The 25,854-nt window shown below is 42.8% G+C and carries 22 protein-coding genes and 1 pseudogene; 16 read left to right on the forward strand and 7 right to left on the reverse strand.

The genetic code is table 11. From position 1 onward, the window contains the following. Positions 1–7 precede the first annotated feature (7 nt). The 14 genes and pseudogenes from cdsA to BDD26_RS08575 all read left to right on the forward strand — a co-directional run bounded on the left by cdsA (position 8) and on the right by BDD26_RS08575 (position 18,491). Positions 8–871, forward strand: a complete 864-nt coding sequence (gene cdsA, locus BDD26_RS08510; protein WP_099119339.1) for a phosphatidate cytidylyltransferase — start codon at positions 8–10, stop codon at positions 869–871. A 10-nt stretch (positions 872–881) separates the two neighbouring features. Beyond that, entirely contained in the window at positions 882–2,234 is a 1,353-nt protein-coding gene (gene rseP, locus BDD26_RS08515; RefSeq protein WP_115826262.1) for a sigma E protease regulator RseP, read from the forward strand. A gap of 34 nt (positions 2,235–2,268) precedes the next feature. Then, complete coding sequence (gene bamA, locus BDD26_RS08520; protein WP_038259767.1) at positions 2,269–4,662, forward strand: outer membrane protein assembly factor BamA; 2,394 nt, start codon at positions 2,269–2,271, stop codon at positions 4,660–4,662. A gap of 96 nt (positions 4,663–4,758) precedes the next feature. Continuing rightward, positions 4,759–5,256 (forward strand): molecular chaperone Skp, encoded by a 498-nt coding sequence (skp, locus tag BDD26_RS08525; RefSeq protein WP_038259738.1) that lies wholly within the window; start codon positions 4,759–4,761, stop codon positions 5,254–5,256. Continuing rightward, positions 5,257–6,285, forward strand: a complete 1,029-nt coding sequence (gene lpxD / locus BDD26_RS08530; protein ID WP_115826264.1) for a UDP-3-O-(3-hydroxymyristoyl)glucosamine N-acyltransferase — start codon at positions 5,257–5,259, stop codon at positions 6,283–6,285. It abuts the gene before it with no gap. Between the two features lie 162 nt (positions 6,286–6,447). Further along, positions 6,448–6,900 carry a 3-hydroxyacyl-ACP dehydratase FabZ gene (gene fabZ / locus BDD26_RS08535; protein ID WP_038259741.1) on the forward strand — a complete coding sequence of 151 codons (453 nt, stop codon included), beginning with the start codon at positions 6,448–6,450 and terminating at the stop codon, positions 6,898–6,900. A 3-nt stretch (positions 6,901–6,903) separates the two neighbouring features. Further along, complete coding sequence (gene lpxA / locus BDD26_RS08540; protein ID WP_115826266.1) at positions 6,904–7,701, forward strand: acyl-ACP--UDP-N-acetylglucosamine O-acyltransferase; 798 nt, start codon at positions 6,904–6,906, stop codon at positions 7,699–7,701. Between the two features lie 4 nt (positions 7,702–7,705). After that, complete coding sequence (gene lpxB, locus BDD26_RS08545) at positions 7,706–8,890, forward strand: lipid-A-disaccharide synthase (RefSeq protein WP_115826268.1); 1,185 nt, start codon at positions 7,706–7,708, stop codon at positions 8,888–8,890. Further along, positions 8,890–9,480 (forward strand): ribonuclease HII, encoded by a 591-nt coding sequence (gene rnhB / locus BDD26_RS08550; protein WP_038259744.1) that lies wholly within the window; start codon positions 8,890–8,892, stop codon positions 9,478–9,480. Before lpxB ends, rnhB begins: the two co-directional genes overlap by 1 nt. Positions 9,481–9,507: 27 nt before the next feature. Then, positions 9,508–12,990, forward strand: coding sequence for a DNA polymerase III subunit alpha (dnaE, locus tag BDD26_RS08555; RefSeq protein ID WP_115826270.1), 3,483 nt, complete (start codon positions 9,508–9,510; stop codon positions 12,988–12,990). Positions 12,991–13,002: 12 nt separating this feature from the next. Next, positions 13,003–13,963: pseudogene (gene accA, locus BDD26_RS08560) on the forward strand (acetyl-CoA carboxylase carboxyl transferase subunit alpha). A 1,249-nt stretch (positions 13,964–15,212) separates the two neighbouring features. Then, a complete protein-coding gene (locus tag BDD26_RS08565; RefSeq protein WP_115826272.1) occupies positions 15,213–16,127 on the forward strand; it encodes a DMT family transporter in 915 nt (304 codons plus the stop codon). A gap of 32 nt (positions 16,128–16,159) precedes the next feature. Continuing rightward, positions 16,160–17,545 (forward strand): tRNA lysidine(34) synthetase TilS, encoded by a 1,386-nt coding sequence (gene tilS, locus BDD26_RS08570; protein WP_115826274.1) that lies wholly within the window; start codon positions 16,160–16,162, stop codon positions 17,543–17,545. 418 nt (positions 17,546–17,963) lie between these two features. Then, positions 17,964–18,491: a VapA/VapB family virulence-associated protein gene (locus BDD26_RS08575; RefSeq protein WP_038259750.1), complete on the forward strand. Its 528-nt coding sequence runs from the start codon at positions 17,964–17,966 to the stop codon at positions 18,489–18,491. Positions 18,492–18,553: 62 nt separating this feature from the next. On the opposite strand, the gene rof is transcribed toward BDD26_RS08575, so the two are convergent. Next, complete coding sequence (gene rof / locus BDD26_RS08580; protein WP_038259752.1) at positions 18,554–18,820, reverse strand: Rho-binding antiterminator; 267 nt, start codon at positions 18,818–18,820, stop codon at positions 18,554–18,556. A 325-nt stretch (positions 18,821–19,145) separates the two neighbouring features. On the opposite strand from rof, the gene BDD26_RS20625 reads away from it, so the two are divergent. After that, positions 19,146–19,397, forward strand: a complete 252-nt coding sequence (locus BDD26_RS20625) for a copper resistance protein NlpE N-terminal domain-containing protein (RefSeq protein WP_342353461.1) — start codon at positions 19,146–19,148, stop codon at positions 19,395–19,397. 94 nt (positions 19,398–19,491) lie between these two features. Next, positions 19,492–19,827, forward strand: coding sequence for a hypothetical protein (locus tag BDD26_RS20630; RefSeq protein WP_342353462.1), 336 nt, complete (start codon positions 19,492–19,494; stop codon positions 19,825–19,827). Positions 19,828–19,928: 101 nt separating this feature from the next. Here BDD26_RS20630 and proS read toward each other — a convergent pair whose 3' ends face one another. The 6 genes from proS to metN all read right to left on the reverse strand — a co-directional run bounded on the left by proS (position 19,929) and on the right by metN (position 25,744). Continuing rightward, positions 19,929–21,650: a proline--tRNA ligase gene (gene proS, locus BDD26_RS08590; protein WP_115826276.1), complete on the reverse strand. Its 1,722-nt coding sequence runs from the start codon at positions 21,648–21,650 to the stop codon at positions 19,929–19,931. A 119-nt stretch (positions 21,651–21,769) separates the two neighbouring features. Then, positions 21,770–22,477 (reverse strand): tRNA (N6-threonylcarbamoyladenosine(37)-N6)-methyltransferase TrmO, encoded by a 708-nt coding sequence (tsaA, locus tag BDD26_RS08595; protein WP_115826278.1) that lies wholly within the window; start codon positions 22,475–22,477, stop codon positions 21,770–21,772. 50 nt (positions 22,478–22,527) lie between these two features. After that, positions 22,528–22,920, reverse strand: a complete 393-nt coding sequence (gene rcsF, locus BDD26_RS08600; RefSeq protein ID WP_038259760.1) for an Rcs stress response system protein RcsF — start codon at positions 22,918–22,920, stop codon at positions 22,528–22,530. A gap of 150 nt (positions 22,921–23,070) precedes the next feature. After that, positions 23,071–23,886, reverse strand: coding sequence for a MetQ/NlpA family lipoprotein (locus BDD26_RS08605; protein ID WP_038259761.1), 816 nt, complete (start codon positions 23,884–23,886; stop codon positions 23,071–23,073). A 180-nt stretch (positions 23,887–24,066) separates the two neighbouring features. Continuing rightward, positions 24,067–24,720 (reverse strand): methionine ABC transporter permease MetI, encoded by a 654-nt coding sequence (locus tag BDD26_RS08610; RefSeq protein ID WP_038259762.1) that lies wholly within the window; start codon positions 24,718–24,720, stop codon positions 24,067–24,069. Continuing rightward, entirely contained in the window at positions 24,713–25,744 is a 1,032-nt protein-coding gene (gene metN / locus BDD26_RS08615; protein ID WP_038259763.1) for a methionine ABC transporter ATP-binding protein MetN, read from the reverse strand. The genes BDD26_RS08610 and metN overlap by 8 nt, the downstream gene beginning before the upstream one ends. Positions 25,745–25,854 lie beyond the last annotated feature (110 nt).

The following is a 25,854-nucleotide window of genomic DNA, read 5'->3' on the forward strand; positions in this document are numbered from 1 at the left end:
GGAGAACTTGCTGAAGTACCGTCTTTTAACTACGTTAATCTTAATTCCACTTGTTATTGCAGCTCTGTTTTTACTTCCCCCATCAGGATTTGGGTTGGTTGTCATTGCAGTTTCAGCACTTGCTGCATGGGAATGGGGGCAATTTGCCGGATTATTGACACAGGCTAAACGTGTTACTCTGGCAGTGTTGTGTACTGTGGGTTTGCTGGTCTTGCAATACTCTTTGGCAGATCTTAATCACCTTACTGAAAAACCACAAATTGTATATCTATTGTGGGCAGGAATGCTCTGGTGGGCTGCGGCTATTGTATTAGTTATTGCTTATCCTGCTTCAGCTTCTATTTGGAAATCCTCTGTTACACTGCGTGTGTTATTTGGTTTTCTGACAATTGTGCCGTTTTATTGTGGAATGATGGTGCTGCGTACCCAAGGATATGAAAATAATACTTATCACGGTGCATGGTGGCTGTTGTATGTGATGTTGCTGGTATGGGCTGCTGATTCGGGAGCTTACATTTTCGGTCGCACATTAGGTAAACATAAAATGGCACCTAAGGTATCTCCGGGCAAAACGCTTGAAGGACTGGCTGGTGGATTGTTGACTGCTGCGCTTATATCATGGCTGTTCAGTAAATTTGCCCCAGTGCCTGTTATGCCTGAGAACTTATTGTTGATTTCCGCCGTTGTTGTTATTGCATCTGTTTTCGGTGACCTGACCGAAAGTATGTTCAAGCGGGAATCAGGCATTAAAGACAGCAGTCAGTTGATCCCAGGGCATGGAGGTGTGATGGACAGGGTAGACAGTTTGACTGCGGCGGTTCCTGTTTTTGCAGGGCTGGTAATGTTAATTTCTTCTGGATTTGGTCTCTGAAGGTACATTAATGGATATTCTCTGGAATCTGGCTGCATTTATTGTTGCATTGGGTGTGCTTATCACAGTGCATGAGTTCGGTCACTTCTGGGTGGCCAGGCGATGTGGTATTTACGTTGAGCGTTTTTCCATCGGGTTTGGTAAAGCACTCTGGCGTCGTACAGATAAACAGGGAACCGAATACGTTATTGCCCTTATTCCCTTGGGTGGATACGTCAAAATGCTCGATGAACGGGTTGAAACGGTTGCTCCTGAACGTCGTCATATGGCATTTAACAACAAAACCATCGGTCAGCGTGCGGCAGTTGTCAGCGCTGGCCCAATCGCAAACTTTATTCTGGCTGTTGTCGCTTATTGGTTGGTTTTTGTGATCGGTGTGCCTTCGGTACGCCCGGTGGTTTTGGATATTAAACCCGATTCTATAGCGGCGCAGGCAAATATTTTGCCCGGAATGGAACTAAAAGCTGTTGACGGTATCGAAACTCCTGATTGGAACTCAGCAAGGCTGGCGTTAGTGAGTCAAGTTGGTGAATCCTCCGTTGAGGTGAATGTAGCACCAATGGACTCTTCTGATGCCATCCAAAAGACACTGGATTTGCGACATTGGGTATTTGATCCATCCAAACAGGATATCTTGCTATCTTTAGGAATTATGCCTGTTATCCCGCATCCCAGTTCTCAGGTGGATAAAATCCATCCTGGTTCGGCAGCCGAAAAAGCGGGTTTACAAAGTGGGGACAGGATCGTTAAAGTCAATGATCAGGATATAGACGTCTGGCACAGTTTTGCATCTTATGTCAGGAAGAATCCGAATATTTCTCTAAAATTAGATGTTGCGAGAGCTGGCAGTATGATCACTTTATCACTGACTCCAACTGCTAAAAAGCTTTCCGATGGGCGTGAAATAGGTTTTGCTGGTATCGAATTTAAAATCATTCCACTGGCGGATGAATACAAAACAGTTCAACAATATGGGCCATTCTATGCTTTTTATGAGGCTGGAGATAAAACCTGGCAATTGATGAAGCTGACTGTCAATATGATTGGCAAATTGATTGTTGGGGATGTAAAACTCAATAACCTCAGTGGCCCTATTTCCATAGCCAAGGGAGCCGGTGTATCGGCTGATTCTGGCTTGGTGTATTATTTGATGTTTTTGGCGTTAATCAGCGTCAATCTTGGGATCATTAACTTGTTCCCATTACCTGTACTAGATGGTGGACACTTGCTTTTCCTTGCTATCGAGAAGATCAAGGGAGGGCCGGTCTCCGAGCGTGTACAAGACTTCAGTTATCGCATTGGTGCTATATTGCTGGTGTTATTAATGGGGCTTGCACTTTTCAATGATTTCTCCCGCTTTTAAGGTGGGAGACCAGTTAGGAAAACGCATAACAACGATGGCGATGAAAAAGTTGCTCATAGCGTCGCTGCTGTTCGGCAGCGCCACTGCATACGGTTCAGACGGATTCATAGTTCGGGACATTCATTTTGAGGGTCTTCAACGTGTCACCGTTGGTGCAGCATTATTGAATATGCCTGTTCGCGTAGGTGATACAGTCAGCGACGGAGATATCAGTCGCGCGATCCACGCCTTGTTCGCGACTGGAAACTTTGAAGATGTTCGTGTCTTGCGTGATGGCAATTCACTGGTTGTTCAGGTAAAAGAACGGCCAACCATCGCCAGCATTACTTTCTCCGGTAATAAGGCGGTGAAAGATGACATGCTCAAGAAAAACCTTGAAGCCTCTCGTGTTCGTGTTGGTGAAGCTCTTGACCGCACTATGCTGTCAAATATCGAAAAGGGGCTGGAAGATTTCTACTATAGTGTTGGTAAATACAATGCCACAGTAAAAGCCGTTGTCACACCACTTCCCCGTAATCGTGTCGATCTGAAACTTGTCTTTTCCGAAGGTATTTCTGCCAAAATTCAGCAGATTAATATTGTTGGCAATAAGACCTTTGCTACCAATGAGTTGCTCGATAATTTCCAGCTCAGAGATGATGTTCCGTGGTGGAATCTGACATCTAATCAGAAATATCAAAAACAGGAGTTAGAAGGCGATCTTGAAAAACTGCGTAGTTTCTATCTTGATAGGGGTTATGCCCGTTTCAACATTGATTCGACTCAGGTCAATCTGACACCTGATAAAAAAGGGATTTATATCACTATTAACATCACGGAAGGGGATCAATATAAAATCTCAGGTGTTGATGTAAATGGTAATTTGGCAGGATACCAATCTGAAATAACGAAACTGACTAATATTAAACCTGGTTCATTGTATAATGGAACCGGGGTGACCCATATGGAAATGGCGATCAAATATCTTCTTGGCCGCTATGGTTACGCCTATCCTCGGGTCATGACACAACCTGAAATCAATGATGCAGACAAAACTGTGAAACTTCATGTCAACGTAGATGCAGGTAACCGTTTCTATGTCCGTAACATACGTTTCATTGGTAATGACACCAGTAAAGACTCAGTATTACGCCGTGAAATGCGCCAGATGGAAGGGGCATGGCTAGGTAATGATCTGGTTGAGTACGGAAAAGAACGCCTCAATCGTTTGGGCTATTTTGAAACGGTTGATGTTGCAACCGAACGTGTACCGAGCAGCCCTGACCAGGTTGATGTGGTTTATAAAGTTAAGGAGCGTAATACAGGCTCCATGAACTTTGGGATTGGTTTCGGTACTGAAAGTGGTATGAGTTTTCAGATCGGTGTTCAGCAGGATAACTGGCTGGGAACAGGTAATGCCGTGGGTATCAATGCCAGCAAGAATGATTACTCAACGTCTGCGGATTTGTCTTTTACGAACCCTTACTTCACTGTTAACGGTGTGAGTCTGGGTGGCCGGCTGTTTTATAATGATTTCCGTGCTGATGACGCCTCTCTTTCTAACTATACCAACAAATCATACGGTACAGATGGTTCTTTTGGCATTCCGCTGAATGAAAATAACTCGTTATTCTTCAGATTAGGCTATGTTCATAACTCATTGTCTAATATACGTCCTCAGTTGGCTATGTGGCGTTATATGAAGAAAATGAACAAAGATCCGGGTTTTACGGATAAGGTCAAGTTTGATGCCAATGACTTTATGCTGACAGTTGGCTGGAATTACAATAGCCTTGACCGTGGTTTCTTCCCGACTTACGGTCTTAAAGCAGGGCTGGATACGAGAATCACTGTGCCTGGCTCAGATAACCAATTCTATAAAGTTACTCTGAACTCTGCGGGTTATTACCCTATTGATGATGATCATTCATGGGTCATAATGGGACGTGCTCGTCTGGGCTATGGTGGTGGCTTCGGTGGCAAGGAAATGCCATTCTATGAAAACTTCTATGCTGGTGGTTCCACTAGTGTTCGAGGCTTCCGCCCCAACAACATTGGCCCAAAAGCAGTTTATTTCAAAAAAGGGAAAGATGGTCTGCCTGAAGTTGATAGCAAGGGAGTATCCCAGGATGCAGTAGGTGGTAATGCAACCGCAGTTGCCAGTTTCGAGCTGATTACGCCAACGCCGTTCCTGGATGCAAAATATTCTAACTCTGTGCGGACGTCTCTGTTTGTAGATGCAGGAACAGTATGGGATACCAACTGGAGCAATGCTTACGCTGGTTTACCTGATTATAGCAAGCCGAATAATGTCCGTGTTTCTACTGGTATTGCGTTGCAATGGTTATCACCATTGGGGCCTCTAACGTTCTCTTATGCTCAGCCAATCAAAGATTATAAAGGGGATAGGACAGAGCAATTCCAGTTTAATATTGGTGGAACCTGGTAAAAAATCAATCGTTCTTGGTGGAAAATCGCCTTATTATTAAATAAGACGATTATAAATATCCCAACATGTAAGTAGCGTAAGTCAAAGGAGTTTATAGTGAAGAAAGTACTGTGTGCAGCAAGCTTTGGTATCGCATTAGCTTTTTCTGCTGGTGTTCAGGCGGCAGAAAAAATCGCTATCGTGAATGTTGGTGAAATATTCCAACAACTGCCTGCTCATGAAGCTGCTGCAAAACAGCTGGAAAACGAGTTTAAAGGCCGTGCATCCGATTTACAGCGCATGGAATCCGACTTGCAGTCTCAGCTCCAAAAATTGCAGCGTGATGGTTCAACCATGAAGGCAAGTGAGCGCGAAAAATTAGAAAAGGAAGTGCTGACTAAGCGCAATGAATTTGCACAAAAAGCACAGGCTTTTGAAAATGATAACCGTCGTCGTCAAATGGAAGAACGTAACAAGCTCTTGGGTCGAATTCAGGATGCAGTTAAAGTGGTTGCAGGTAAAGAAGGTTATGACCTTGTTCTTGATGCAAATACCGCAGTATATGCTGCATCTGGCAAAGACATTACCTCAGAAGTATTGAAACAGGTTAAGTAAATGGTTTCAATTCGATTGGCTGACCTTGCTCAGCAGTTGAATGCGCGATTGCATGGTGATGGCAATACCGTCATCACTGGTATTGCTCCCATGTATTCAGCAAATAGCGAACAAATTACATTTTTATCGGATAGCCGTTACACTGAGAAACTTGCAGAGTGCCGGGCAGCGGCTGTTGTGTTACGTGAAGCTGATTTGCCTTATTGTAAGGTTGCAGCGCTGGTGGTTGATAATCCTTATCTTGCCTATGCACGCATGGCGCAAATCATGGATACAACACCACAACCTGCGCAGGATATCCATTCATCAGCAGTGATTTCTCCAGAAGCAACATTGGGCAGAAATGTTGCAATTGGGGCAAATGCAGTTATCGAATCAGGTGTTGTGCTTGGTGATAACGTTATCATTGGTGCAGGTTGTTTTATTGGCAAAAATGTGCGCATTGGCACAGGAACTCGCCTTTGGGCCAATGTTTCTGTGTACCACAATGTTGAAATCGGTGAACAATGCCTTATTCAATCAGGGGCTGTTATAGGCTCTGATGGTTTTGGTTATGCCAATGATCGCGGTAATTGGATTAAAATCCCTCAGTTAGGCACGGTAATGATTGGTGATCGTGTTGAAATAGGTTCCTGTACTACTATAGATCGTGGTGCTCTGGATAACACTGTCATCGGTAATGGTGTTATCATTGACAACCAATGCCAAATTGCTCACAACGTCACAATTGGTGATAACACTGCAATAGCGGGTGGTGTCATTTTGGCGGGGAGCCTGAAAATTGGTCGTTATTGTATGATTGGTGGAGCCAGTGCCATAAACGGGCATATGGAAATATGTGATAAAGTAACCGTGACTGGTATGAGCATGGTGATACGCCCTATTACTGAGCCGGGTATATATTCATCTGGTATACCAGCACAGCAGAATAAAGTTTGGCGTAAGACTGCTGCTTTGGTAATGAATATTAACGAAATGAATAAGCGGCTTAAATCTATGGAACGCCAGCTTGAAGGTGACAGCAAGTAATCATACAAACATTTTGGTTGTGCTTTTATTTTTGCGGCCTGTCTGATAACTCCTCCGGGAGTTGACGCAGGCCGTGTCGTTAATGCTGTATGTTTTGACGATATTGTTTAATAACATATTTTTTGATACTACGATTGGAATATAGACAGGAAGAGTATTTAGATGAGTGATAATCATACTCTGCAAATTGAAGAAATTTTGGATTTACTACCTCACCGCTACCCTTTTTTGCTGGTAGATCGTGTCCTGGATTTTGAAAAAGGTAAGTTTCTACGAGCAGTTAAAAATGTAACGTTTAATGAGCCATTTTTTCAGGGGCATTTCCCAGGTAAGCCGGTTTTTCCTGGTGTACTGATCCTTGAAGCAATGGCCCAGGCAACTGGAATTCTGGCATTCAAAAGTGTTGGTACACTGAAGCCAGGAGAATTGTATTACTTTGCAACTATTGATGGCGCACGTTTTAAACGACCAGTTTTGCCGGGTGACCAGATGATTTTGGAAGTAGAATTTATTAGAGAACGTCGTGGTGTTGCGCGTTTCAGAGGTGTAGCAAAAGTCGATGGAAAAGTGGCTTGCGAAGCTGAAATGATGTGTGCCCGCCGCCGTGAGGCTTAATGCATGATTGATCTGACTGCTACTATCCACCCTTCTTCTATTGTTGAAGAAGGCGCTGTTATTGGTGCCAATGTTCACATTGGCCCATTTTGTTATATCGGTTCGCAAGTAGAAATTGGTGAAGGGACTGAACTGAAATCCCATGTTGTGATCAACGGGATAACTAAGATTGGTCGTGATAACCAGATCTATCAATTTGCGTCAATTGGTGAAGCCAATCAGGACCTTAAATATCAGGGTGAACCCACTCGTGTTGAAATCGGTGATCGTAACCGTATCCGCGAAAGCGTGTCGATTCACCGTGGCACTGTCCAGGGCGGCGGTGTAACCAAAGTTGGCAGTGATAATTTGCTGATGATTAATGCCCATATTGCTCATGACTGTATTGTCGGTGATCGTTGTATCATTGCTAATAATGGTACGTTGGGGGGGCATGTTATTCTTGGCGATTACGTGATTATCGGTGGAATGACGGCAGTTCATCAATTTTGTCAGATTGGTTCCCATGTTATGGTGGGTGGTTGTTCCGGCGTTGCTCAGGACGTGCCTCCTTACGTTATTGCACAGGGTAACCATGCCACGCCTTTCGGTTTGAATATTGAAGGTCTGAAACGTCGTGGATTTGATAAAGAATCGCTGCACGCTATTCGTAATGTGTATAAGGAACTTTATCGCAGTGGAAAAACCTTAGAAGAAGCCAGAAAAGAGATTGAAATTCAGGCTGCAAATAACCCACATGTGAAAGTATTCAGTGATTTTCTGGCGAGTTCAGCAAAATCCAGCCGTGGCATCATTCGTTAAGTAGATGAAGGACACTCCTTTGACTACCTTTTCTTCTGCCAATAAGCAGCGTCCACTGATAATTGGCTTAGTCGCCGGAGAAACATCCGGTGATATCCTTGGTGCGGGGCTGATCCGTGCATTGAAAGCTAAAATCCCTGATGCCCGTTTTGTGGGTGTTGCTGGTCCTCTTATGCAAGCCGAAGGTTGTGAAGTCTGGTATGAGATGGAAGAACTGGCTGTTATGGGGATCGTTGAGGTTTTAGGGCGTTTGTCCCGTTTGTTGGAAATTCGTAAAGATTTAACGACGCGTTTTACTGAGTTGAAACCAGATGTCTTTATTGGCATCGATGCTCCTGATTTCAATATCACTTTGGAAGGTCGGCTGAAACAGCAGGGGATCAGAACTATCCACTACGTCAGCCCATCGGTATGGGCATGGCGTCAGAAACGGGTGTTCAAAATTGGTCGTGCGACAGATCTGGTACTGGCATTTTTGCCGTTTGAAAAAGCGTTCTATGATCGATTTAATGTTCCGTGCCGGTTTATTGGTCACACAATGGCAGACGCAATGCCGCTGCAAACTGATAAAACTGCCGCCAGGGAAACGTTAGATATTCCATTAAATGCTCGTTGTCTGGCGCTTTTGCCGGGTAGCCGCCATGCCGAAGTAGAAATGCTGAGTGCCGATTTTCTCAGAACTGTACAATTGCTAAGGAAGCATTTGCCTGATTTGCATGTATTGGTTCCATTAGTAAATGCCAAACGGTGTGAGCAATTCCAGCGTATAAAAGATGAAATTGCACCGGAATTATCCATTCATTTATTAGATGGTAAAGCCCGTGAAGCCATGATTGCCAGCGATGCAACTTTACTGGCATCTGGTACAGCAGCACTGGAATGTATGCTGGCTAAATGCCCAATGGTAGTGGGCTATAGAATGAGACCTTTTACATTCTGGTTGGCAAAGCGTTTGGTGAAAACACCCTATGTCTCCCTGCCTAATTTGTTGGCAGGTAAAGAGCTGGTTAAAGAGTTACTACAGGATGAATGCGAGCCAGAAGCGCTGTCAGAGGCATTGCTGCCGCTCTTGCTGGGTGGTGCTGAGGTGGAAGCGTTGAAGCAGACCTTCCTGCATTTACATGAAAGTATTCGTTGTGATGCTGATGAGCAGGCGGCACAGGCGGTACTGGAGTTAGCGAGAAGATAATGAATTTTGTTTATCCTCAGGCGAATTTGATTGCCGGTGTTGATGAAGTTGGGCGTGGTCCGCTGGTAGGTGCAGTGGTTACTGCGGCAGTTATTCTTGATCCCGCCAACCCCATTACAGGCTTGATGGATTCGAAAAAACTGACAGAAAAACGTCGTGAAGCGCTTTATCTGGAAATCAAAGAAAAAGCGTTGTGTTGGAGTCTTGGGCGCGCTGAGCCAGAAGAAATTGACCAGCTCAATATCCTTCATGCCACAATGCTTGCTATGCAGCGGGCTGTTGCAGGTCTGGCTATCCAGCCTGATTATGTTTTGATTGATGGAAATCGTTGCCCTGTATTGTCGATGCCAGCACAGCCGGTAGTAAAAGGAGATAGCTTGGTAGCGGAGATCAGTGCCGCTTCTATTCTGGCAAAAGTAACACGAGATCGGGAAATGACTGAACTGGACAAACAGTTCCCTGAGTACGGTTTTGCGAAACACAAAGGTTATCCCACCGTCCTGCATTTGGAAAAATTGTCTCTGTTGGGGGCGACGGAACACCATCGTAGAAGTTTTGCGCCAGTCAAACGTGCGCTGACTCTTGGATAAAATCTGGAATAAGTATCTGGGCAGACTATGACAGAACCACGTTTTGTGCACTTACGTGTTCACAGCGATTATTCAATGATTGATGGCTTAGCCAAAACAGGTCCACTGGTAAAAAAAGTGGCCAAACTTGGTATGCCTGCACTTGCAATCACGGATTTTACTAATCTGTGTGGCTTGGTGAAATTCTATGGTAGTGCCCATAGTGCAGGTATTAAGCCCATAATTGGGGCCGATTTCTACATGGAAAGCGATCAGTTGGGCGATGAATACGCCCATCTGACCATTCTGGCCCGCAATAATGAAGGTTATCAGAATCTGACCTTACTGATTTCCGAAGCCTATCAGAAAGGCTATGGGGCAATTGGCCCAACCATCAAACAAGAGTGGCTGGTAAAATATAAAGCGGGACTAATATTGCTGTCCGGTGGACGTATGGGCGATGTCGGCAAATTTTTGCTGCGTGGCAACCATGTGTTAGTTGAGCAATGCCTCAATTTTTATCAGGAGCACTTTCCAGATTGCTACTATCTGGAACTCACCCGCACCGGACGTCAGGATGAAGAGACTTATCTTCATGCTGCTATTGAATTAGCAGCAGAAAAAAACCTGCCGATTGTAGCAACCAATGATGTCTGTTTTCTGGAAAGTGAAGATTTTGAGGCCCATGAAATTCGAGTTGCTATCCATGACGGCTATACACTCTCTGATCCCAAGCGTCCGAAAAAATACAGCCCTCAGCAATATCTGCGCAGTGAACAGGAGATGTGTGAGCTTTTTTCTGACATCCCTGAAGCATTAGAAAATAGCGTAGAAATTGCGAAACGTTGTAATGTTACGATCCGTCTTGATGAATATTTCTTGCCAAAATTCCCGACAGGGGGTATGAGCACGGAAGACTATCTGATTGAAAAATCAAAACAGGGTTTAGAGCAGCGCTTAGCATTCCTTTATCCTGATCCGGCAATCAGAGCAGAAAAGCGCACAGAATATGATGAGCGTCTGGATGTTGAGTTGAAAGTGATCAACCAGATGGGTTTTCCGGGCTACTTCCTGATCGTGATGGAATTTATCCAGTGGTCGAAAGACAACGGTGTACCAGTAGGCCCGGGGCGTGGTTCTGGTGCAGGTTCTCTGGTCGCATATGCCCTGAAAATTACTGATCTCGATCCACTTGAATTCGACTTACTGTTCGAACGTTTCCTTAACCCAGAACGTATTTCCATGCCTGACTTTGATGTCGATTTCTGTATGGAAAAACGCGATCAGGTTATTGAACACGTTGCTGATATGTACGGGCGGGATGCAGTGTCACAGATCATCACTTTTGGTACGATGGCGGCAAAAGCGGTAATTCGTGACGTTGGGCGAGTACTTGGACATCCCTATGGCTTCGTTGATCGAATATCAAAGTTGGTTCCTTCTGATCCGGGAATGACGCTGGAAAAGGCATTTGCGGCAGAGCCTCAGTTGCCTGAAATTTACGAAGCAGATGAAGAAGTCAAAGCGCTGATTGATATGGCGCGTAAATTGGAAGGGGTAACTCGTAACGCAGGTAAACATGCGGGCGGGGTAGTTATTGCGCCGACTAAAATCACCGATTTCGCTCCTATTTACTGCGATCCAGAAGGTCAGAACCCGGTTACCCAGTTTGATAAAAATGACGTGGAATATGCCGGATTGGTGAAGTTTGACTTCCTCGGACTGAGAACATTAACCATCATCAACTGGGCACTTGAGATGGTAAATGCACGTCGCGCCAAGAAAAATCTGGAACCGATTGATATTGCGGCAATTCCACTGGATGACCAGAAAAGTTTTGACATGCTGCAACGTTCTGAAACGACAGCTGTGTTCCAGCTTGAATCCCGTGGCATGAAAGATTTGATCAAGCGTCTGCGCCCAGACTGTTTTGAAGATATGATCGCTTTGGTAGCACTGTTCCGTCCAGGGCCACTGCAATCAGGCATGGTGGATAACTTTATCGACCGTAAACATGGGCGGGAAGAAATTTCTTATCCGGATGTCGAATGGCAACATGAGTCATTAAAGCCTGTACTAGAGCCAACTTATGGCATCATCTTGTATCAGGAACAGGTGATGCAGATTGCTCAGGTGTTGGCAGGTTATACCCTTGGTGGTGCAGATATGCTACGCCGTGCGATGGGTAAGAAAAAACCGGAGGAGATGGCTAAACAGCGCTCAGTATTTGAAGATGGCGCGGTAAAACAGGGGATAAATGGCGAACTTGCAATGAGAATCTTCGATTTAGTGGAGAAATTCGCAGGTTATGGCTTCAACAAATCCCACTCTGCTGCCTATGCGCTGGTTTCTTATCAGACATTATGGCTAAAAGCCCATTATCCGGCAGAATTTATGGCTGCTGTAATGACGGCTGATATGGATAATACAGAGAAAGTCGTTGGTCTGGTAGATGAATGCTGGCGTATGGGGCTGAAAGTTCTGCCTCCTGATATTAATAGCGGTTTGTACCATTTTCACGTTAATGATGAAGGCGAAATTGTTTATGGCATTGGCGCGATCAAAGGTGTTGGTGAAGGGCCGATTGAAGCCATTATTGAAGCTCGTCAGAAAGGTGGACATTTTAAAGAGCTGTTTGAACTGTGTGCCCGCGTTGATATTAAAAAACTGAACCGCCGAGTGATGGAAAAACTGATTATGTCAGGGGCATTCGACAGGTTGGGGCCACACCGGGCAGCCTTAATGTCCTCACTGGAAGATGCTCTGAAAGCAGCGGATCAACATGCCAAGGCTGAGGCCATTGGGCAAACAGATATGTTTGGCGTACTGGCAGAAGAACCTGAACAGGTTGAGAGTTCATATGCCAGTACGCCAAAATGGCCGGATCAGGTGGTATTGGATGGTGAGCGGGAGACCCTGGGGCTATATTTAACCGGTCATCCGATCACCGGTTATTTAAAAGAGATTGAACGATATACGAATGGATTACGTCTAAAAGATGTGAATCCAACACCTCGTGGGCAAGTGACAACTGTGGTAGGTTTGGTGCTGGCATCCAAAATTGTAACGACCAAACGGGGTAATCGGATTGGTATCTGCACACTGGATGATCGCTCAGGGCGGCTGGAAGTCATGTTGTTCTCTGATGCCCTGGAAAGATATCAGCACTTGCTGGAGAAGGACAAAATTTTAATCACAACCGGACAAGTCAGCTTTGATGACTTCAGTGGTGGGCTTAAAATGACAGCCCGGGAATTAATGGACATCAGTGAGGCCCGTGAAAAATTTGCACGTGGGCTTGCTATCTCGTTGTCAGACAGGCAAATTGATGAACAATTATTGAACCGTCTCCGTGGAACATTGGAGCCACACCGTTCAGGTACGATACCGGTTCATCTTTATTACCAGCGGGTGGATGCCCGTGCCCGTTTACGATTCGGGGCAACATGGCGGGTAACTCCAACGGATACCCTTTTGACAGATCTACGAACTCTGCTGGGTAGCGAGCAGGTAGAATTAGAATTTGACTAAAATAGGAACGTTATGAGTCTGAATTTTCTGGATTTTGAACAGCCGATTGCCGAGCTGGAGGCGAAAATCGATTCGCTCACCGCAGTTAGCCGTCAAGACGAAAAGCTAGATATCAATCTGGATGAAGAAGTCCAGCGTCTGCGGGAAAAAAGTGTAGAGCTGACCCGCAAAATTTTCTCTGATCTGGGAGCATGGCAGATTTCTCAACTGTCACGTCATCCCCTTCGTCCCTATACACTGGATTATATTCAGCGCATTTTTACTGATTTTGAAGAATTGGCCGGTGATCGTGCTTATGCAGATGACAAAGCGATAGTAGGTGGATTGGCGCGTATTGATGGTCGTCCGGTGATGGTAATCGGGCATCAAAAGGGGCGTGAGACAAAAGAAAAGATCCGTCGTAACTTTGGTATGCCATCTCCGGAAGGGTATCGCAAGGCTTTGCGATTGATGGAAATGGCAGAGCGTTTCAAACTGCCAATCATCACTTTTATTGATACTCCGGGCGCATATCCGGGGGTGGGAGCAGAAGAGCGTGGTCAGTCAGAAGCTATTGCTCGTAACCTACGTGAAATGTCCCGTTTGTCTGTGCCTGTTATCTGTACGGTTATCGGTGAAGGTGGCTCTGGTGGTGCATTGGCACTGAGTGTTGGTGATAAAGTGAATATGTTGCAATACAGCACGTTTTCTACCATCTCGCCGGAAGGTTGTGCTTCCATTTTATGGAAAAGTGCTGACAAAGCACCTTTGGCAGCAGAAGCGATGGGAAATACAGCACCTCGCCTGAAAGAGCTGAAACTGGTTGATTCAGTGGTCCCGGAAACCATTAGGTGGTGCACATCGTAACTACGAAGTAATAGCAGGTACGCTGAAAGCACAATTACTGGCTGATCTTACTGAATTGAGTGAGCTCAGCAGTGAAGAATTAGTGAACCGTCGTTATGAACGTTTAATGCAGTACGGCTATTGCTAATATTTGGCTGTTATTTCATTAAGCTATTTTAAAAAATATTTCTGACCGATTAGCTTAATATTGGGGTTATTGTCGTTTATATCCCCAATTTCTTTAGGTTAGCTCTATAAGCCTAACTTAAGAAATACCGTTAATTCATGATATTTGGATGGTTTGTCATTTGAGCCATCCTTTTCTAGGGATTAAAAAATTTCTCCTGCATATACAGTTATAGTTACTACCGGATGATTTGAAAATTCAACCCATCAGTGAAACTATTAACGCATCCTGACTACAATCCCTGTAAGACTCTGAGCCAGATTAATTATTGCATTGTATACTAATAAAAACTATTTAGAGTTTTTCTGAGTGTTATTGGCTTGATTATCTATGATTATATAGTTACCGGCTAAGATAAGAAAAGTTCCTGTCAGTGTCCATATTGATAGATTATAATCTTCAGTAAATGCTGAGATTAACAACGCTATTATAGGCACAATGAGTAATTTTTTTTGCTGAACTGAGTTTATGTAGGTACTCTTTTTTCCTTCCTGGAGATATTGTAAAAGTAATATTAGTAATCTTTGTGACTAGACTTATTCGCCATGCTTATCCTGGCATTGATATTAGAAATTAGAATATCAAAATTATTTGTTAGATAATAGAGATTATGTTATTCATTACACTGATATTGTTCAATTTCATTCTATTATTAAATATAATAGAATGAATATTTATTATTGCTATAAGTTAATTCAAAAAGTATAAGTATACTCATATGGGGATGTTTAAAAAGTTAATAATATTATTCTTGGGATAAAAATCAGTATATACCCAATGGGTTTCAAATTGCGTCGTGGCGGCAAGGGAACTAATCCCCGGTAGCATAGAAACTATATGTTTATAAAAACGGTGTTCGGGGTGTAGTTGTAAAAAAGAGTATAGGCCAACAAAGAGGCAACTTGAAAGACGACGGTTATATTTAAATTTACGATTTCTCCTTGATATTTTGAATAATCTGTCTGATATTCTCCGGTCACTATTCCATCTTTTAGCGTATTGATTAATCTAGTTTTAAGTTCAGGTAATAATTTTACACAGAAAAAAGATATAGTACTTTTCCCATAAGCTCTACGGCTAAGTGTAATAAGAGGCATCAGGGAGATATGTCGGCATTGTGATTTTTGTGGTGGAAATAATGATCTCAAGCTATTATGTTCTCTAAAATTTCTTACAGAATGTCAATATTCTTTAATAATGGATTTATTCTATGCTCAATAAATATATTATTTATGCGTTTTCCTGTGTATTCATTTGGAGTTTTATTCCATCTATATCACGTTTTGGTCAGAAAGAGATGGATCATTTCCAATTTTTATTCTGGTCAAATGTACTGTCTGTTTTGGCTGTCTTTCTGGTTGCGGTTATGATGGGGAGAAACTGGAAGCAACTCTTATTTATTCCTTTTCCTGTAATGATTAAGGTCCTTATATTAGGGGCTTTGGACTGTTTCTTTTATTTACTGCTCTACTATGGTTATTCCATCGAAAATGGTGTTGCTGTTTTGGTCATTCAATATAGCTGGCCGTTGATGATAATCGGGCTGTCATTTATCCTGTTTAAAGAGAAATTGTCTATCAAGCAGATGATAGGTATAGCAATTGGTTTTATTGCAATTGTCATCACCTTTACTCAAGGTAATGTCACCCAAATTTCTGTGCAACACCCACAGGCTTTATTACTGGTGTTTAGCGGAGCGTTCTGTTTTGCTTTACTGTCTGTTTTATCAAAACACTTTGCTATTGATCCTTATATCAGTACGTTCTGGGTTTTTGCTAACTCAACTGTAGTCTCTCTCGTATTTTTATTGGTGTTCAGCAGATTCCAGTGGCCTGTGGGAGATTCACTGATGCCAACATTGCTAAATGGCATCATATTGAATGGGATATCTTATATTATCTGGTTCAAGGCTATGAGTAGTCCTGATTCACCGAAAATTGCCTCGATCTTATTTTTATCACCAATATTGTCGATGATGTGGCTGATTTTGTTCTTTGGTGATGAATTCGTTCCGGCCTATGTGGTGGGATTAGGACTTGTTATCATATCCGGGTTACTTTGTATCAGTAAAAGGAATGAAACTTCGACGAAAAATAAATTGTCAGATGATTTGATTGAAGATTGATATTCCAAATTAAAAAAAGAGTATTATCCACAATGAATAGTGCACATGAGTCTCTGATGATTGCATTGACTGATCAGATAGGGACACATAAAAAAATTTTAGTCGGGTTTAGTGGTGGACTGGATTCTACCGTGTTGCTGCATTTACTGGTTCGTCTGCGCCAGCAATCTTTACAAGCGGGCTGTGATAAACAGAACTCAATGACATTAAGGGCAGTCCATATTCATCATGGTTTAAACGCAAAAGCGGATGATTGGGTTGCTCATTGTCGCCAGATTTGTGCTGACTGGCAGGTTGATTTCCATGCCGAAAGAGTGAACCTGGATAGCCGGAAGAAAGGTATTGAAGCTGCGGCTCGTGATGCTCGCTATCAGGTTTTTCGGCATGCATTGCAACAGGATGAGATTCTGGTAACGGCACAACACCTTGATGATCAAGCTGAAACATTTTTGTTGGCATTAAAACGGGGGAGTGGCCCGGCTGGTTTATCTTCTATGCCATCTTCTATGTCATTTGCTGAGACAACGCTCATTCGCCCATTACTGAATGTCAGCCGTGCAGAATTAGAGAGTTATGCGCAAGAACAAGGGCTGGAATGGGTTGAAGATGATAGTAATCAGGACGATCGGTATGATCGCAATTTCCTGCGTTTGAATATCATGCCACTGCTTAACCAGCGTTGGCCACACTTTTCACAAGCGGTTTCCCGTAGTGCCGGTTTGTGTGGTGAGCAAGAGCAATTACTGGATGAATTGCTTGATGATTTATTGAATTCGCTGATAACTCCAGAGGGAGCAATAGTAATTCCCCCTTTGGAAACATACTCTGAGGCTAAACGTAACGCATTACTGCGTCGGTGGTTCAATCGGTATGGAGTGAAAATGCCTGCTCGTGAACAACTTAAGCGGATCTGGTCAGAAGTCGCACTTTCCCGACAGGATGCAGAACCTTGTTTCAGGTTAGGACAGTTTGACATTCGCCGTTATCGACAACAGTTATGGTTAGTGTCTCAATATCAATCACTTGCTGGTATGGTTATTGAATGGAATACAGAACAGGAATTGCCATTACCAGATGGTCTGGGAACACTTTTCCTTTCCGAAAGTGAAGGGAATAAAGGAGATACGGTTAACATCAGAGCACCTAAGAATAATGAGCGGGTTACAATCCGCTTTGGAATTCAGGGAAATATTAGCATCGTGGGGCGGCAGCATTCCCGCCATAGTAAAAAGTTATGGCAGGAACTTGGTGTGGCACCCTGGCTCAGGGAAAGAACGCCATTGCTTTACTATGATGATAAGCTCATTGCAGCATTGGGGGTTTTTGTAACGAAAGAAGGGCAACTTTTGGCTGAAGACATGGGTTTTTCAGTTCAATGGCAGAAAATTTTACCTCGTACTATTTTACCTCATGCTTAGTTACTCATCGGTAGCGGCCTGGATTGCGGTTTTAGGAGATTACATTAGGAATAATGTAATCTCTTGTTATTTAATGAATTAATTCTTAGTTGTTAACGCTATAAGTTAAAAAATGCAAAATAGAAATAATTTATTATTGAAATTATACAAATGCGTACTAAATTTTAAAATACAGGATGATTTTTAAGAGATAAAGCCGATTATAAATTCAAGTAGGTTTGATCTTGTAGAGTTATTTATTATAAAAATAAATCGTACTATAAACTTAACCCAATTTACTCTCAGATGAGTGAATAATAAAGAATATTTGGTAATCAGATGATGTCACAGCTTTTTTGGAAAATATTTTAAATATAACTCTATTATGAAAATAATTCTGTGATTTATTTGGTGTTTCATTTTGAGTAAGGTTATTGTTATGAGTACTGGAATTAATGAGAGTGAAATTAAACTTCAAATTGTACAGGCATTTTCTACAGCAATGAAAGATAAATTGGATCAAAATAAGATTGATGAAATATGTAAAGCATTTGTTCTGATTGAAACAAGTAGTTTTTATAAAGCAACTTTTAGTATTTCTAGTCTTATATTTGAAACACACATTACTGTTTATTTAAGTAGCACTGATCGGACATTTAACGGAAAGGGAGATGCGTTAGGTACACTTGGGTGGGGGAAATATTGGGGGAAATGTTACACCAGTGATTATGAAAAACTCTTGAGATATAGAACTAATTATTGGGCTAACACATTTGTTGTAGATGCAGGCATACTATTTTTTGATGAGCATAACGCATTATTAGGCTTTTTCATTGGTACTGGAGCATCGACCGTTGTATCTGGAATTGAGGCTTGCGTGTACCATGAAAAAATGGCAAGAGGAATGTTTTTTATATTTGATTTATATGGAAAAATTTACTTTTCAACGATAAAAGTCCTCGTATAAAGTGAGGACTTTTTGTTATGTAGTCAGCCTTTGTTGTGTAGTAAACGCATTCTACGCGCCATTTATAATGAAGAATGCTCAATAACAATTGTTCCAATTTCTGGATTACTGAAACTGATAATGTGATCTAATCTTAATTCACGGGTTTCTTCATTTGATTCTACGAGAATATATTCGACTTTTTTTCTCAAAATCAATTTATTAGCTTTTCCCTCAAATATTTCACCACCCCGCAACTGGATGTGTAAGTGAAGCTGGCTTTGGCAAGCTAGCTCAAGGCTATCGTAATCATCACAGTTAATTGGTTGATATTCAGTATCTATAGACATATTTGCTCACCACTATGTTAGTGGCGGTTATCGTGCCGCCCGTGATTGACCAAACTCAAATGCAAAAATGCTACCTACGACTATAGCACAGTAACTTTTCCTTAGATTACTGGATAAGTCTGTTGAGTTACATTGAAAAAGTCAGTAGGTTAAATCCTTACTTTACCATTACGCAACAAAATTACGCCATTATTACTTGGTTTTTCACTGTGAATTTTGAGATACGGTAAAGTAATGTCAACCTGATAAAGAAAACTTCATATCTTATACAAGACTGATGTTATAAAGATGGTATATCTGCTGGGTTTATTGAATGAGAATGGCGATGAATAAAAACATACTACTTGCTCTTGTCGCGTCAGGAGTGCTAACAGCGGTTGGGTGCCAGAATAATTCTGCTCATCAGAATGATTCGACACCTCAAAATCAATTCCGAATCAATGAGAAGGTGTTTAACGGTGTGATACCTTGTGCCGATTGCGACGGTATTGAGACTACCTTACAGCTTTCAAATGATGGCACATATATTCTGGGACAAACTTATTTGAAATCCGGACAAGAAAAAACCCTTTTTTGAAACAGGGCATTGGATCGTCAATGGCAAAAAGATAAATTTAACCAATGATGAGGGTGAAAAAGCCTATTACCAGATGACAGGAGAGGATCTTGTTATGCTGGATATCAGAGGTGAGCCGATTCAGTCAGAATTAAATTATAAGTTGGCAAAGGTGACACCGAGGAAACTGGCAGGTGAATATCGCTATTTTGCTGACAGTGCTACTTTTATCGAATGCCACAGCGGAAAATTCTATGATGCATCGGAAAATATTGAGTTGGAACGGGGTTACAGCGCAACGGGCGTGGAAGGTGAAAAGCCTGTTTATGTGGAAGTGGAAGGATATTATACGCTTCGCCCCTCAATGGAAGATGGATTGTTTGATAATGCTCTGATTCAGACAGGTAAGATCCGTTTTGATAAATCGTCTTCTTGCCAGACTAAAAAGTAAGAAGTGATATTTTCTGCCATATATAAAAAAACCTGCGCATTGAGTACGCAGGTTTTTTGTTACTGATTCTGCCTGACGGCAGGCTGGATGCTTAATCAGAATTAAGATTGTTTAATGTTACTTTTCAGGAAGCCAGCCACGTCTTCCAGTTTCAGCATCTGTTTGTCACCATTACGGCGGCATTTATATTCGATTTCGCCATTATCGAGATTGCGATCACCGATAACCAGAGTATGTGGCACACCCATCAGTTCCATATCTGCAAACATCACGCCTGGACGCTCTTTACGGTCATCGAAAATTACATCAATACCGCTGGCACATAAGTCAGCATACAGTTTTTCGGCAACCTCTTTTATACGATAGGATTTATGCATGTTCATTGGCAAAATTGCTACCTGGAATGGCGCAATCGCATCTGGCCAAATAATACCGCGATCATCGTGATTCTGCTCAATGGCAGCCGCGACAATGCGGGTCACACCAATACCGTAACATCCCATTGTAACAACTTGGTTATGACCATCTTCGTTCTGTACAGTTGCTTTCAGGGCATCCGAGTATTTTGTGCCGAGTTGGAAGATATGACCAACCTCGATACCACGTTTGATTTGTAATGTACCTTGACCATCCGGGCTGATATCACCGTTAACCACGTTACGAATATCTGCAATTTCTGGCAGAGGCAGGTCACGCTCCCAGTTAATGCCAAAATAGTGTTTATCATCAATGTTAGCACCTGCACCGAAGTCGCTCATAACGGATACACTGCGGTCAATGATAACAGGTATAGGCAGATTCACCGGGCCTAAAGAGCCAGGGCCAGCTTTGACGATAGCACGAATTTCTTCTTCGGTAGCAAACTCTAGCGGGCTGGCCACCAATGACAGTTTTTCTGCTTTGATCTCATTCAATTCATGGTCACCACGAACCAGTAATGCCACCAGTTTGTGTCCGCTTTCTTCTGCGGCATGGACGAGCAGTGTCTTGACCGTTTTCTCAATCGGCAGATTGAATTGTTCTATTAACTCAGCAATGGTTTTTGCATTTGGTGTATCCACCAGACGCATATCTTCTGTTGGCGCTGAACGTTCCTGAGATGGCATGACCGCTTCAGCCAGTTCGATATTTGCTGCATAGCTAGATTCTGTAGAGAAAACGATATCGTCTTCACCGCTGGCTGCCAAAACCTGAAATTCATGGGAAGCATTACCACCGATAGAACCTGTATCTGCCTGAACTGCGCGGAAATCCAGCCCGATACGGGTAAAGATCTTGCTGTAGGCATCGTACATTTTGTCGTAAGTCTCTTGCAGAGACTCTTGACTGGTGTGGAAAGAGTAAGCATCTTTCATTATGAATTCCCGTGAACGCATTACGCCAAAGCGTGGACGCACTTCATCACGGAATTTGGTTTGGATCTGGAACAGATTTAATGGAAGTTGTTTATAGGAAGTTACTTCGTTTCGGATCAGATCAGTAATGACTTCTTCATGGGTTGGCCCCAGAACAAAAGGACGGGCACCGCGATCTTCCAAGCGCAGTAATTCCGGGCCATATTGTACCCAACGGCCACTTTCCTGCCACAAATCTGCTGGCTGAACTACCGGCATGGAAACCTCAACCGCTCCAGCATTATTCATCTCTTCGCGAACAATGTTTTCAACTTTTCTCAACACGCGGACACCAGTCGGCATCCAGTTGTAAAGACCAGAAGCGAGTTTACGGATCATTCCGGCACGAAGCATCAGCTTATGACTGACTACTTCTGCATCAGCAGGCGTCTCTTTTAAAGTAGAGAGCAGATATTGGCTAGTACGCATAGTAAGTTTCCATTGGATAGCAAGTTGCTTCTGGATGGCGAAATAAGATAGGGCCACCCAGCCCAGAAAATAAAGTAAGCCGCTAGTCTACCAGTGAGTTTGCGATGTCAAAAGGGGTTTTAGCGCGGTTCGATAGAAACTACTTCCGTTATGGTATCGTTAACCAGCCAGCGTACGTTGAAATCCAGTATATGAGCGGCATATACTCGTTTTTCCTGCTCTTTCTTACGGTAGGCGGGACGCGGGTCTTGAGCTAAAACCTGGCGGATAAAACGCCGTAACTGAGGATAACTTGCCTGATGATATAAAAGTTGATGTTCTGCGGTTGGCGAAAAACAAACATCCATATCTGCATCTGGTGCAGCCTGAGCAAATCCTGCTTTGGCTTCAGGGCGTGATTCAGCAAAAGGTAGATAGGGTTTAATATCGAGCACGGGTGTGCCATCTACTAAATCCAGACTACCCAATTGCAGTAGGACACGATTATTTTGACAATCAATGCCTTTCAACTCAACTAAAGACATGCCGATCGGATTAGGGCGGAAGGTTGAGCGGGTAGCAAATACGCCCATTTTAGCATTGCCACCTAAGCGGGGAGGACGAACCAACGGGTTCCAGCCGCCATTCATCGTTTGGTGAAAAACGAAAACAATCCAGAGATAGCTGAATTGTTCCAATCCCCGCACAGTATCTGCCTGATTATAAGGGGCGAGCAATTCGAGTTGACCGATGCCATCTTCCACCAAACCCGGCTGACGAGGAATGGCAAACTTCTCTTTGTAAGGAGAGTGAATCGTTCCTATTTGAGTAAAATGAAAATCTGCCATAAGCCTTTTTCAGTACCGAATACTTTTATTAATAAATAACGTGATAATGACTAATGAGTGGTTCTCACCGCTGAGCCTTCACAGATAGCAATCTGATAGCACCCCTGACCAGACAGGATTGCACATTGATGCAGTAGAACGGCATTAGCATTCAAGCCAGACGCTTTTGCCAGCATTTTCTGTCGTGCAACAGCAATACTTGCTGGAGGATCTTGTAGTGTATTGCGGCAGGATTCCCCTGCAACGATACCGAGATCTTTAAATGGCGAGCCTAATAGTTCGTCTGGTTTTGTATATAACCGGACATAAGTTGCACTCTGGTTTTTTCTGACTGAATAGTTTTCCGTCTCTGGAGCCGGCCTATCAGTTTTATCAACCTGAGTTGGCAGAGAAGTACACCCAACCATAAAAAGCACCAAGAAACAGACAGATAACATACGCATTGAGATGAATCCTTATTCTGATTGAATCAGTGTGTGGGATGATTGAGTATTGGTGAAACGATGATGAAAAGCACTCCTTTCTCCAATAAAAATGGGCGGATAAAAATATCCGCCCCAGAATTTTAATCTTGATTGCCTAAATATGAAAGGTTACCAGCCTTTTATTGCGCCACCTTTGAAAACTTTTTGGGCTTCCTGATCGACTTCAGGTGATTGATAGGCTTTCACAAATTTTTGAACATTTTCAGCATCTTTATTGTCTTCACGACTGACGATGATATTTACATAAGGTGAATTTTTATCTTCAACAAAGATACCATCTTGTTCTGGTGTTAAACCAATCTGTCCTGCATAAGTATTATTGATAAGTGCCAAAGCGATCTTCTGGTCATCCAGTGAACGTGGTAATTGTGGTGCTTCCAGTTGAACAATATCTAACTGCTTAGGATTGCTGGTAATATCCAGAACTGTTGGCAGCAGGCCGACACCATCTTTCAATTTGATTAGGCCCTGTTTTTGTAATAACAGCAGAGCACGCCCCTGGTTGGTTGGATCGTTTGGTATAGCAATCTGAGAACCATCCTGTAGTTCGTCCAGTGATTTAATTTTCTTAGAGTAAGCGGCCATTGGATAGATAAAAGAATTACCAACAATTGCCAGTTTATAGTTACGCTCTTTTGTTTGCTGGTCTAAGTAAGGCTTGTGCTGGAAAACATTGACGTCAATGTCCCCCTTGCTCAGTGATTCATTCGGCAGAACATAGTCATTGAATGTTGTCAGTTCAACATCAAGGCCATATTTCTCTTTCGCTACTTGTTTCGCAACTTCAGCGACTTGTAATTCAGGCCCTGCAATGACACCCACTTTAATGTGGTTTGGGTCCCTCTGTTCTTGACCGCAGCCTGCAAGTGCGAGTGTTCCCAATAATGCCCCGATTACAGCAATGGATTTTAATTTCACTGACATATTTTTACCCCTATCGAATACTGATTTATAACCTGTCTTATCAAGTTATTGCGTACTACTTATAATGAGGCTTTTGGATGTAAGCCCGGTAATATACCTTTTAATTTTAAGTTACAGCTTTGTTTACTGCCGTCTAAAAACTATCGGGTATAGGTGCCGTTAATCGGCACACTGGTTGGATTATTTACGATTTACGGCCTTAACTAAACGGTCGCCACCTAATTGAATTAAGAATACTAAGACAACCAATAATGCTAATACGATATTCATCACGGTTGCATTGTAGCCAATATAACCATATTGATAACCAATCTGACCCAAGCCTCCGGCACCAACAGCACCACCCATAGCAGAGTACCCAACCAATGTAATTAAGGTAATTGTGGCTGCATTGATCAAACCAGGTAATGCTTCAGGTAGCAGAATCTTTTTGACAATCTGGAATGGTGTTGCACCCATTGCTCGCGCTGCTTCGATCAACCCGGACGGAATTTCTAATAACGCATTTTCTACCATGCGCGCAATAAAAGGTGCTGCACCAACAGTTAAAGGAACAATCGCTGCCTGTAACCCGATTGAAGTTCCCACAATCAGCCGGGTGAAAGGGATCATCCACACCAGCAAAATAATGAATGGAACTGAACGAGTTATGTTTACCAGAGCAGAAAGTGTGCGGTATAGCGTACCGTTTTCTATAATCTGCCCAGGGCGAGTAACATACAAAAGTACTCCGGCAGGTAAACCGATCACGAAACCAAAAAAGCCGGAAACAAAAGTCATTACCAGAGTTTCCCAGACTCCTTTAGCCAATAATAAAATCATTCCTTCAGACATAACCGAGAACCTCTACTTTTACATGATGCTCTTTTAAGAACGCAATTGTTGATTCAATACTGCTATTTTCGCCGTCCAATTCAGCCAGCATAACGCCAAATTTAACACCACCGGCATAGTCCATTTGAGAACTCAATATACTGATATCGATATTAAAACGACGTACTGCCATGGAAATTAGCGGAGCATCAACGGATTTGCCCGTAAATTCCAGTTTCAATAATGGGCAGCTATCCGGATTTGATTCAGATTGTAATCTTTGCTGATAGTCTTCAGGAATATCCAAATGCAGTGTGGACTTGATAAACTCTTGAGCAACAGGCGTCTTAGGATGAGAAAATATTTCGCTAACCACATCCTGTTCAATCAACTGCCCACCGCTAATTACTGCAACCTGGTCACAAATGCGTTTAACGACATCCATTTCATGGGTAATCAACAAAATGGTTAACCCTAAACGACGATTAATATCTTTCAATAATTCCAGAATAGAGCGCGTTGTTGCTGGATCCAGCGCACTGGTAGCCTCATCACACAAAAGTACTTTTGGTGAGTTTGCCAGAGCACGGGCGATGGCGACACGCTGCTTCTGACCACCAGATAAGTTAGCAGGATAAGCATCACGTTTCTCAGAAAGACCGACTAATTCCAGTAATTCATCAACTTTTGTTTTTATTTCTGCTTTTGGGGTGTTATTCAATTCTAAAGGTAGTGCCACATTGTCAAATACCGTTCTGGATGACAGCAGATTAAAATGCTGGAAAATCATTCCAATATGACGACGGGCACGAGTCAGTTCACGTTCTGAAAGAGAAGTTAAATCCTGCCCATCAACGAGTACCTGACCGGAAGTGGGGCGTTCAAGCATATTCACACAGCGAATCAAAGTACTCTTTCCGGCTCCAGAGGAACCAATCACACCATAAATTTGCCCTTGCGGGACATGCAGATTGATATCAGAAAGTGCTTTTATACTGCGCGTTCCTTGTTGAAATACTTTATTTATCTGAGTCAGTCTTATCATTTTTATGTTTTTCTTAGAGATATAAAAGTGAGTAACTTGAAAGCATTTGCAACAAGTCATGAATTAAAGTGGATGTTAAGGCGTCTAGACGTCTAAGTCAACTAGGAATA

Source organism: Xenorhabdus cabanillasii (assembly GCF_003386665.1).
Classification (GTDB): Bacteria; Pseudomonadota; Gammaproteobacteria; order Enterobacterales; family Enterobacteriaceae; genus Xenorhabdus; species Xenorhabdus cabanillasii.

Excerpts from the sequence above, each read along its gene's own strand:
- rseP (WP_115826262.1), top strand. The coding sequence starts at position 882 with ATGGATATTCTCTGGAATCTGGCTGCATTTATTGTTGCATTGGGTGTG.
- bamA (WP_038259767.1), top strand. The coding sequence starts at position 2,269 with ATGGCGATGAAAAAGTTGCTCATAGCGTCGCTGCTGTTCGGCAGCGCC.
- lpxD (WP_115826264.1), top strand. The coding sequence starts at position 5,257 with ATGGTTTCAATTCGATTGGCTGACCTTGCTCAGCAGTTGAATGCGCGA.
- fabZ (WP_038259741.1), top strand. The coding sequence starts at position 6,448 with ATGAGTGATAATCATACTCTGCAAATTGAAGAAATTTTGGATTTACTA.
- lpxA (WP_115826266.1), top strand. The coding sequence starts at position 6,904 with ATGATTGATCTGACTGCTACTATCCACCCTTCTTCTATTGTTGAAGAA.
- lpxB (WP_115826268.1), top strand. The coding sequence starts at position 7,706 with ATGAAGGACACTCCTTTGACTACCTTTTCTTCTGCCAATAAGCAGCGT.
- rnhB (WP_038259744.1), top strand. The coding sequence starts at position 8,890 with ATGAATTTTGTTTATCCTCAGGCGAATTTGATTGCCGGTGTTGATGAA.
- dnaE (WP_115826270.1), top strand. The coding sequence starts at position 9,508 with ATGACAGAACCACGTTTTGTGCACTTACGTGTTCACAGCGATTATTCA.
- BDD26_RS08565 (WP_115826272.1), top strand. The coding sequence starts at position 15,213 with ATGCTCAATAAATATATTATTTATGCGTTTTCCTGTGTATTCATTTGG.
- tilS (WP_115826274.1), top strand. The coding sequence starts at position 16,160 with ATGAATAGTGCACATGAGTCTCTGATGATTGCATTGACTGATCAGATA.
- BDD26_RS08575 (WP_038259750.1), top strand. The coding sequence starts at position 17,964 with ATGAGTACTGGAATTAATGAGAGTGAAATTAAACTTCAAATTGTACAG.
- rof (WP_038259752.1), bottom strand. The coding sequence starts at position 18,820 with ATGTCTATAGATACTGAATATCAACCAATTAACTGTGATGATTACGAT.
- BDD26_RS20625 (WP_342353461.1), top strand. The coding sequence starts at position 19,146 with ATGAATAAAAACATACTACTTGCTCTTGTCGCGTCAGGAGTGCTAACA.
- BDD26_RS20630 (WP_342353462.1), top strand. The coding sequence starts at position 19,492 with ATGCTGGATATCAGAGGTGAGCCGATTCAGTCAGAATTAAATTATAAG.
- proS (WP_115826276.1), bottom strand. The coding sequence starts at position 21,650 with ATGCGTACTAGCCAATATCTGCTCTCTACTTTAAAAGAGACGCCTGCT.
- tsaA (WP_115826278.1), bottom strand. The coding sequence starts at position 22,477 with ATGGCAGATTTTCATTTTACTCAAATAGGAACGATTCACTCTCCTTAC.
- rcsF (WP_038259760.1), bottom strand. The coding sequence starts at position 22,920 with ATGCGTATGTTATCTGTCTGTTTCTTGGTGCTTTTTATGGTTGGGTGT.
- BDD26_RS08605 (WP_038259761.1), bottom strand. The coding sequence starts at position 23,886 with ATGTCAGTGAAATTAAAATCCATTGCTGTAATCGGGGCATTATTGGGA.
- BDD26_RS08610 (WP_038259762.1), bottom strand. The coding sequence starts at position 24,720 with ATGTCTGAAGGAATGATTTTATTATTGGCTAAAGGAGTCTGGGAAACT.
- metN (WP_038259763.1), bottom strand. The coding sequence starts at position 25,744 with ATGATAAGACTGACTCAGATAAATAAAGTATTTCAACAAGGAACGCGC.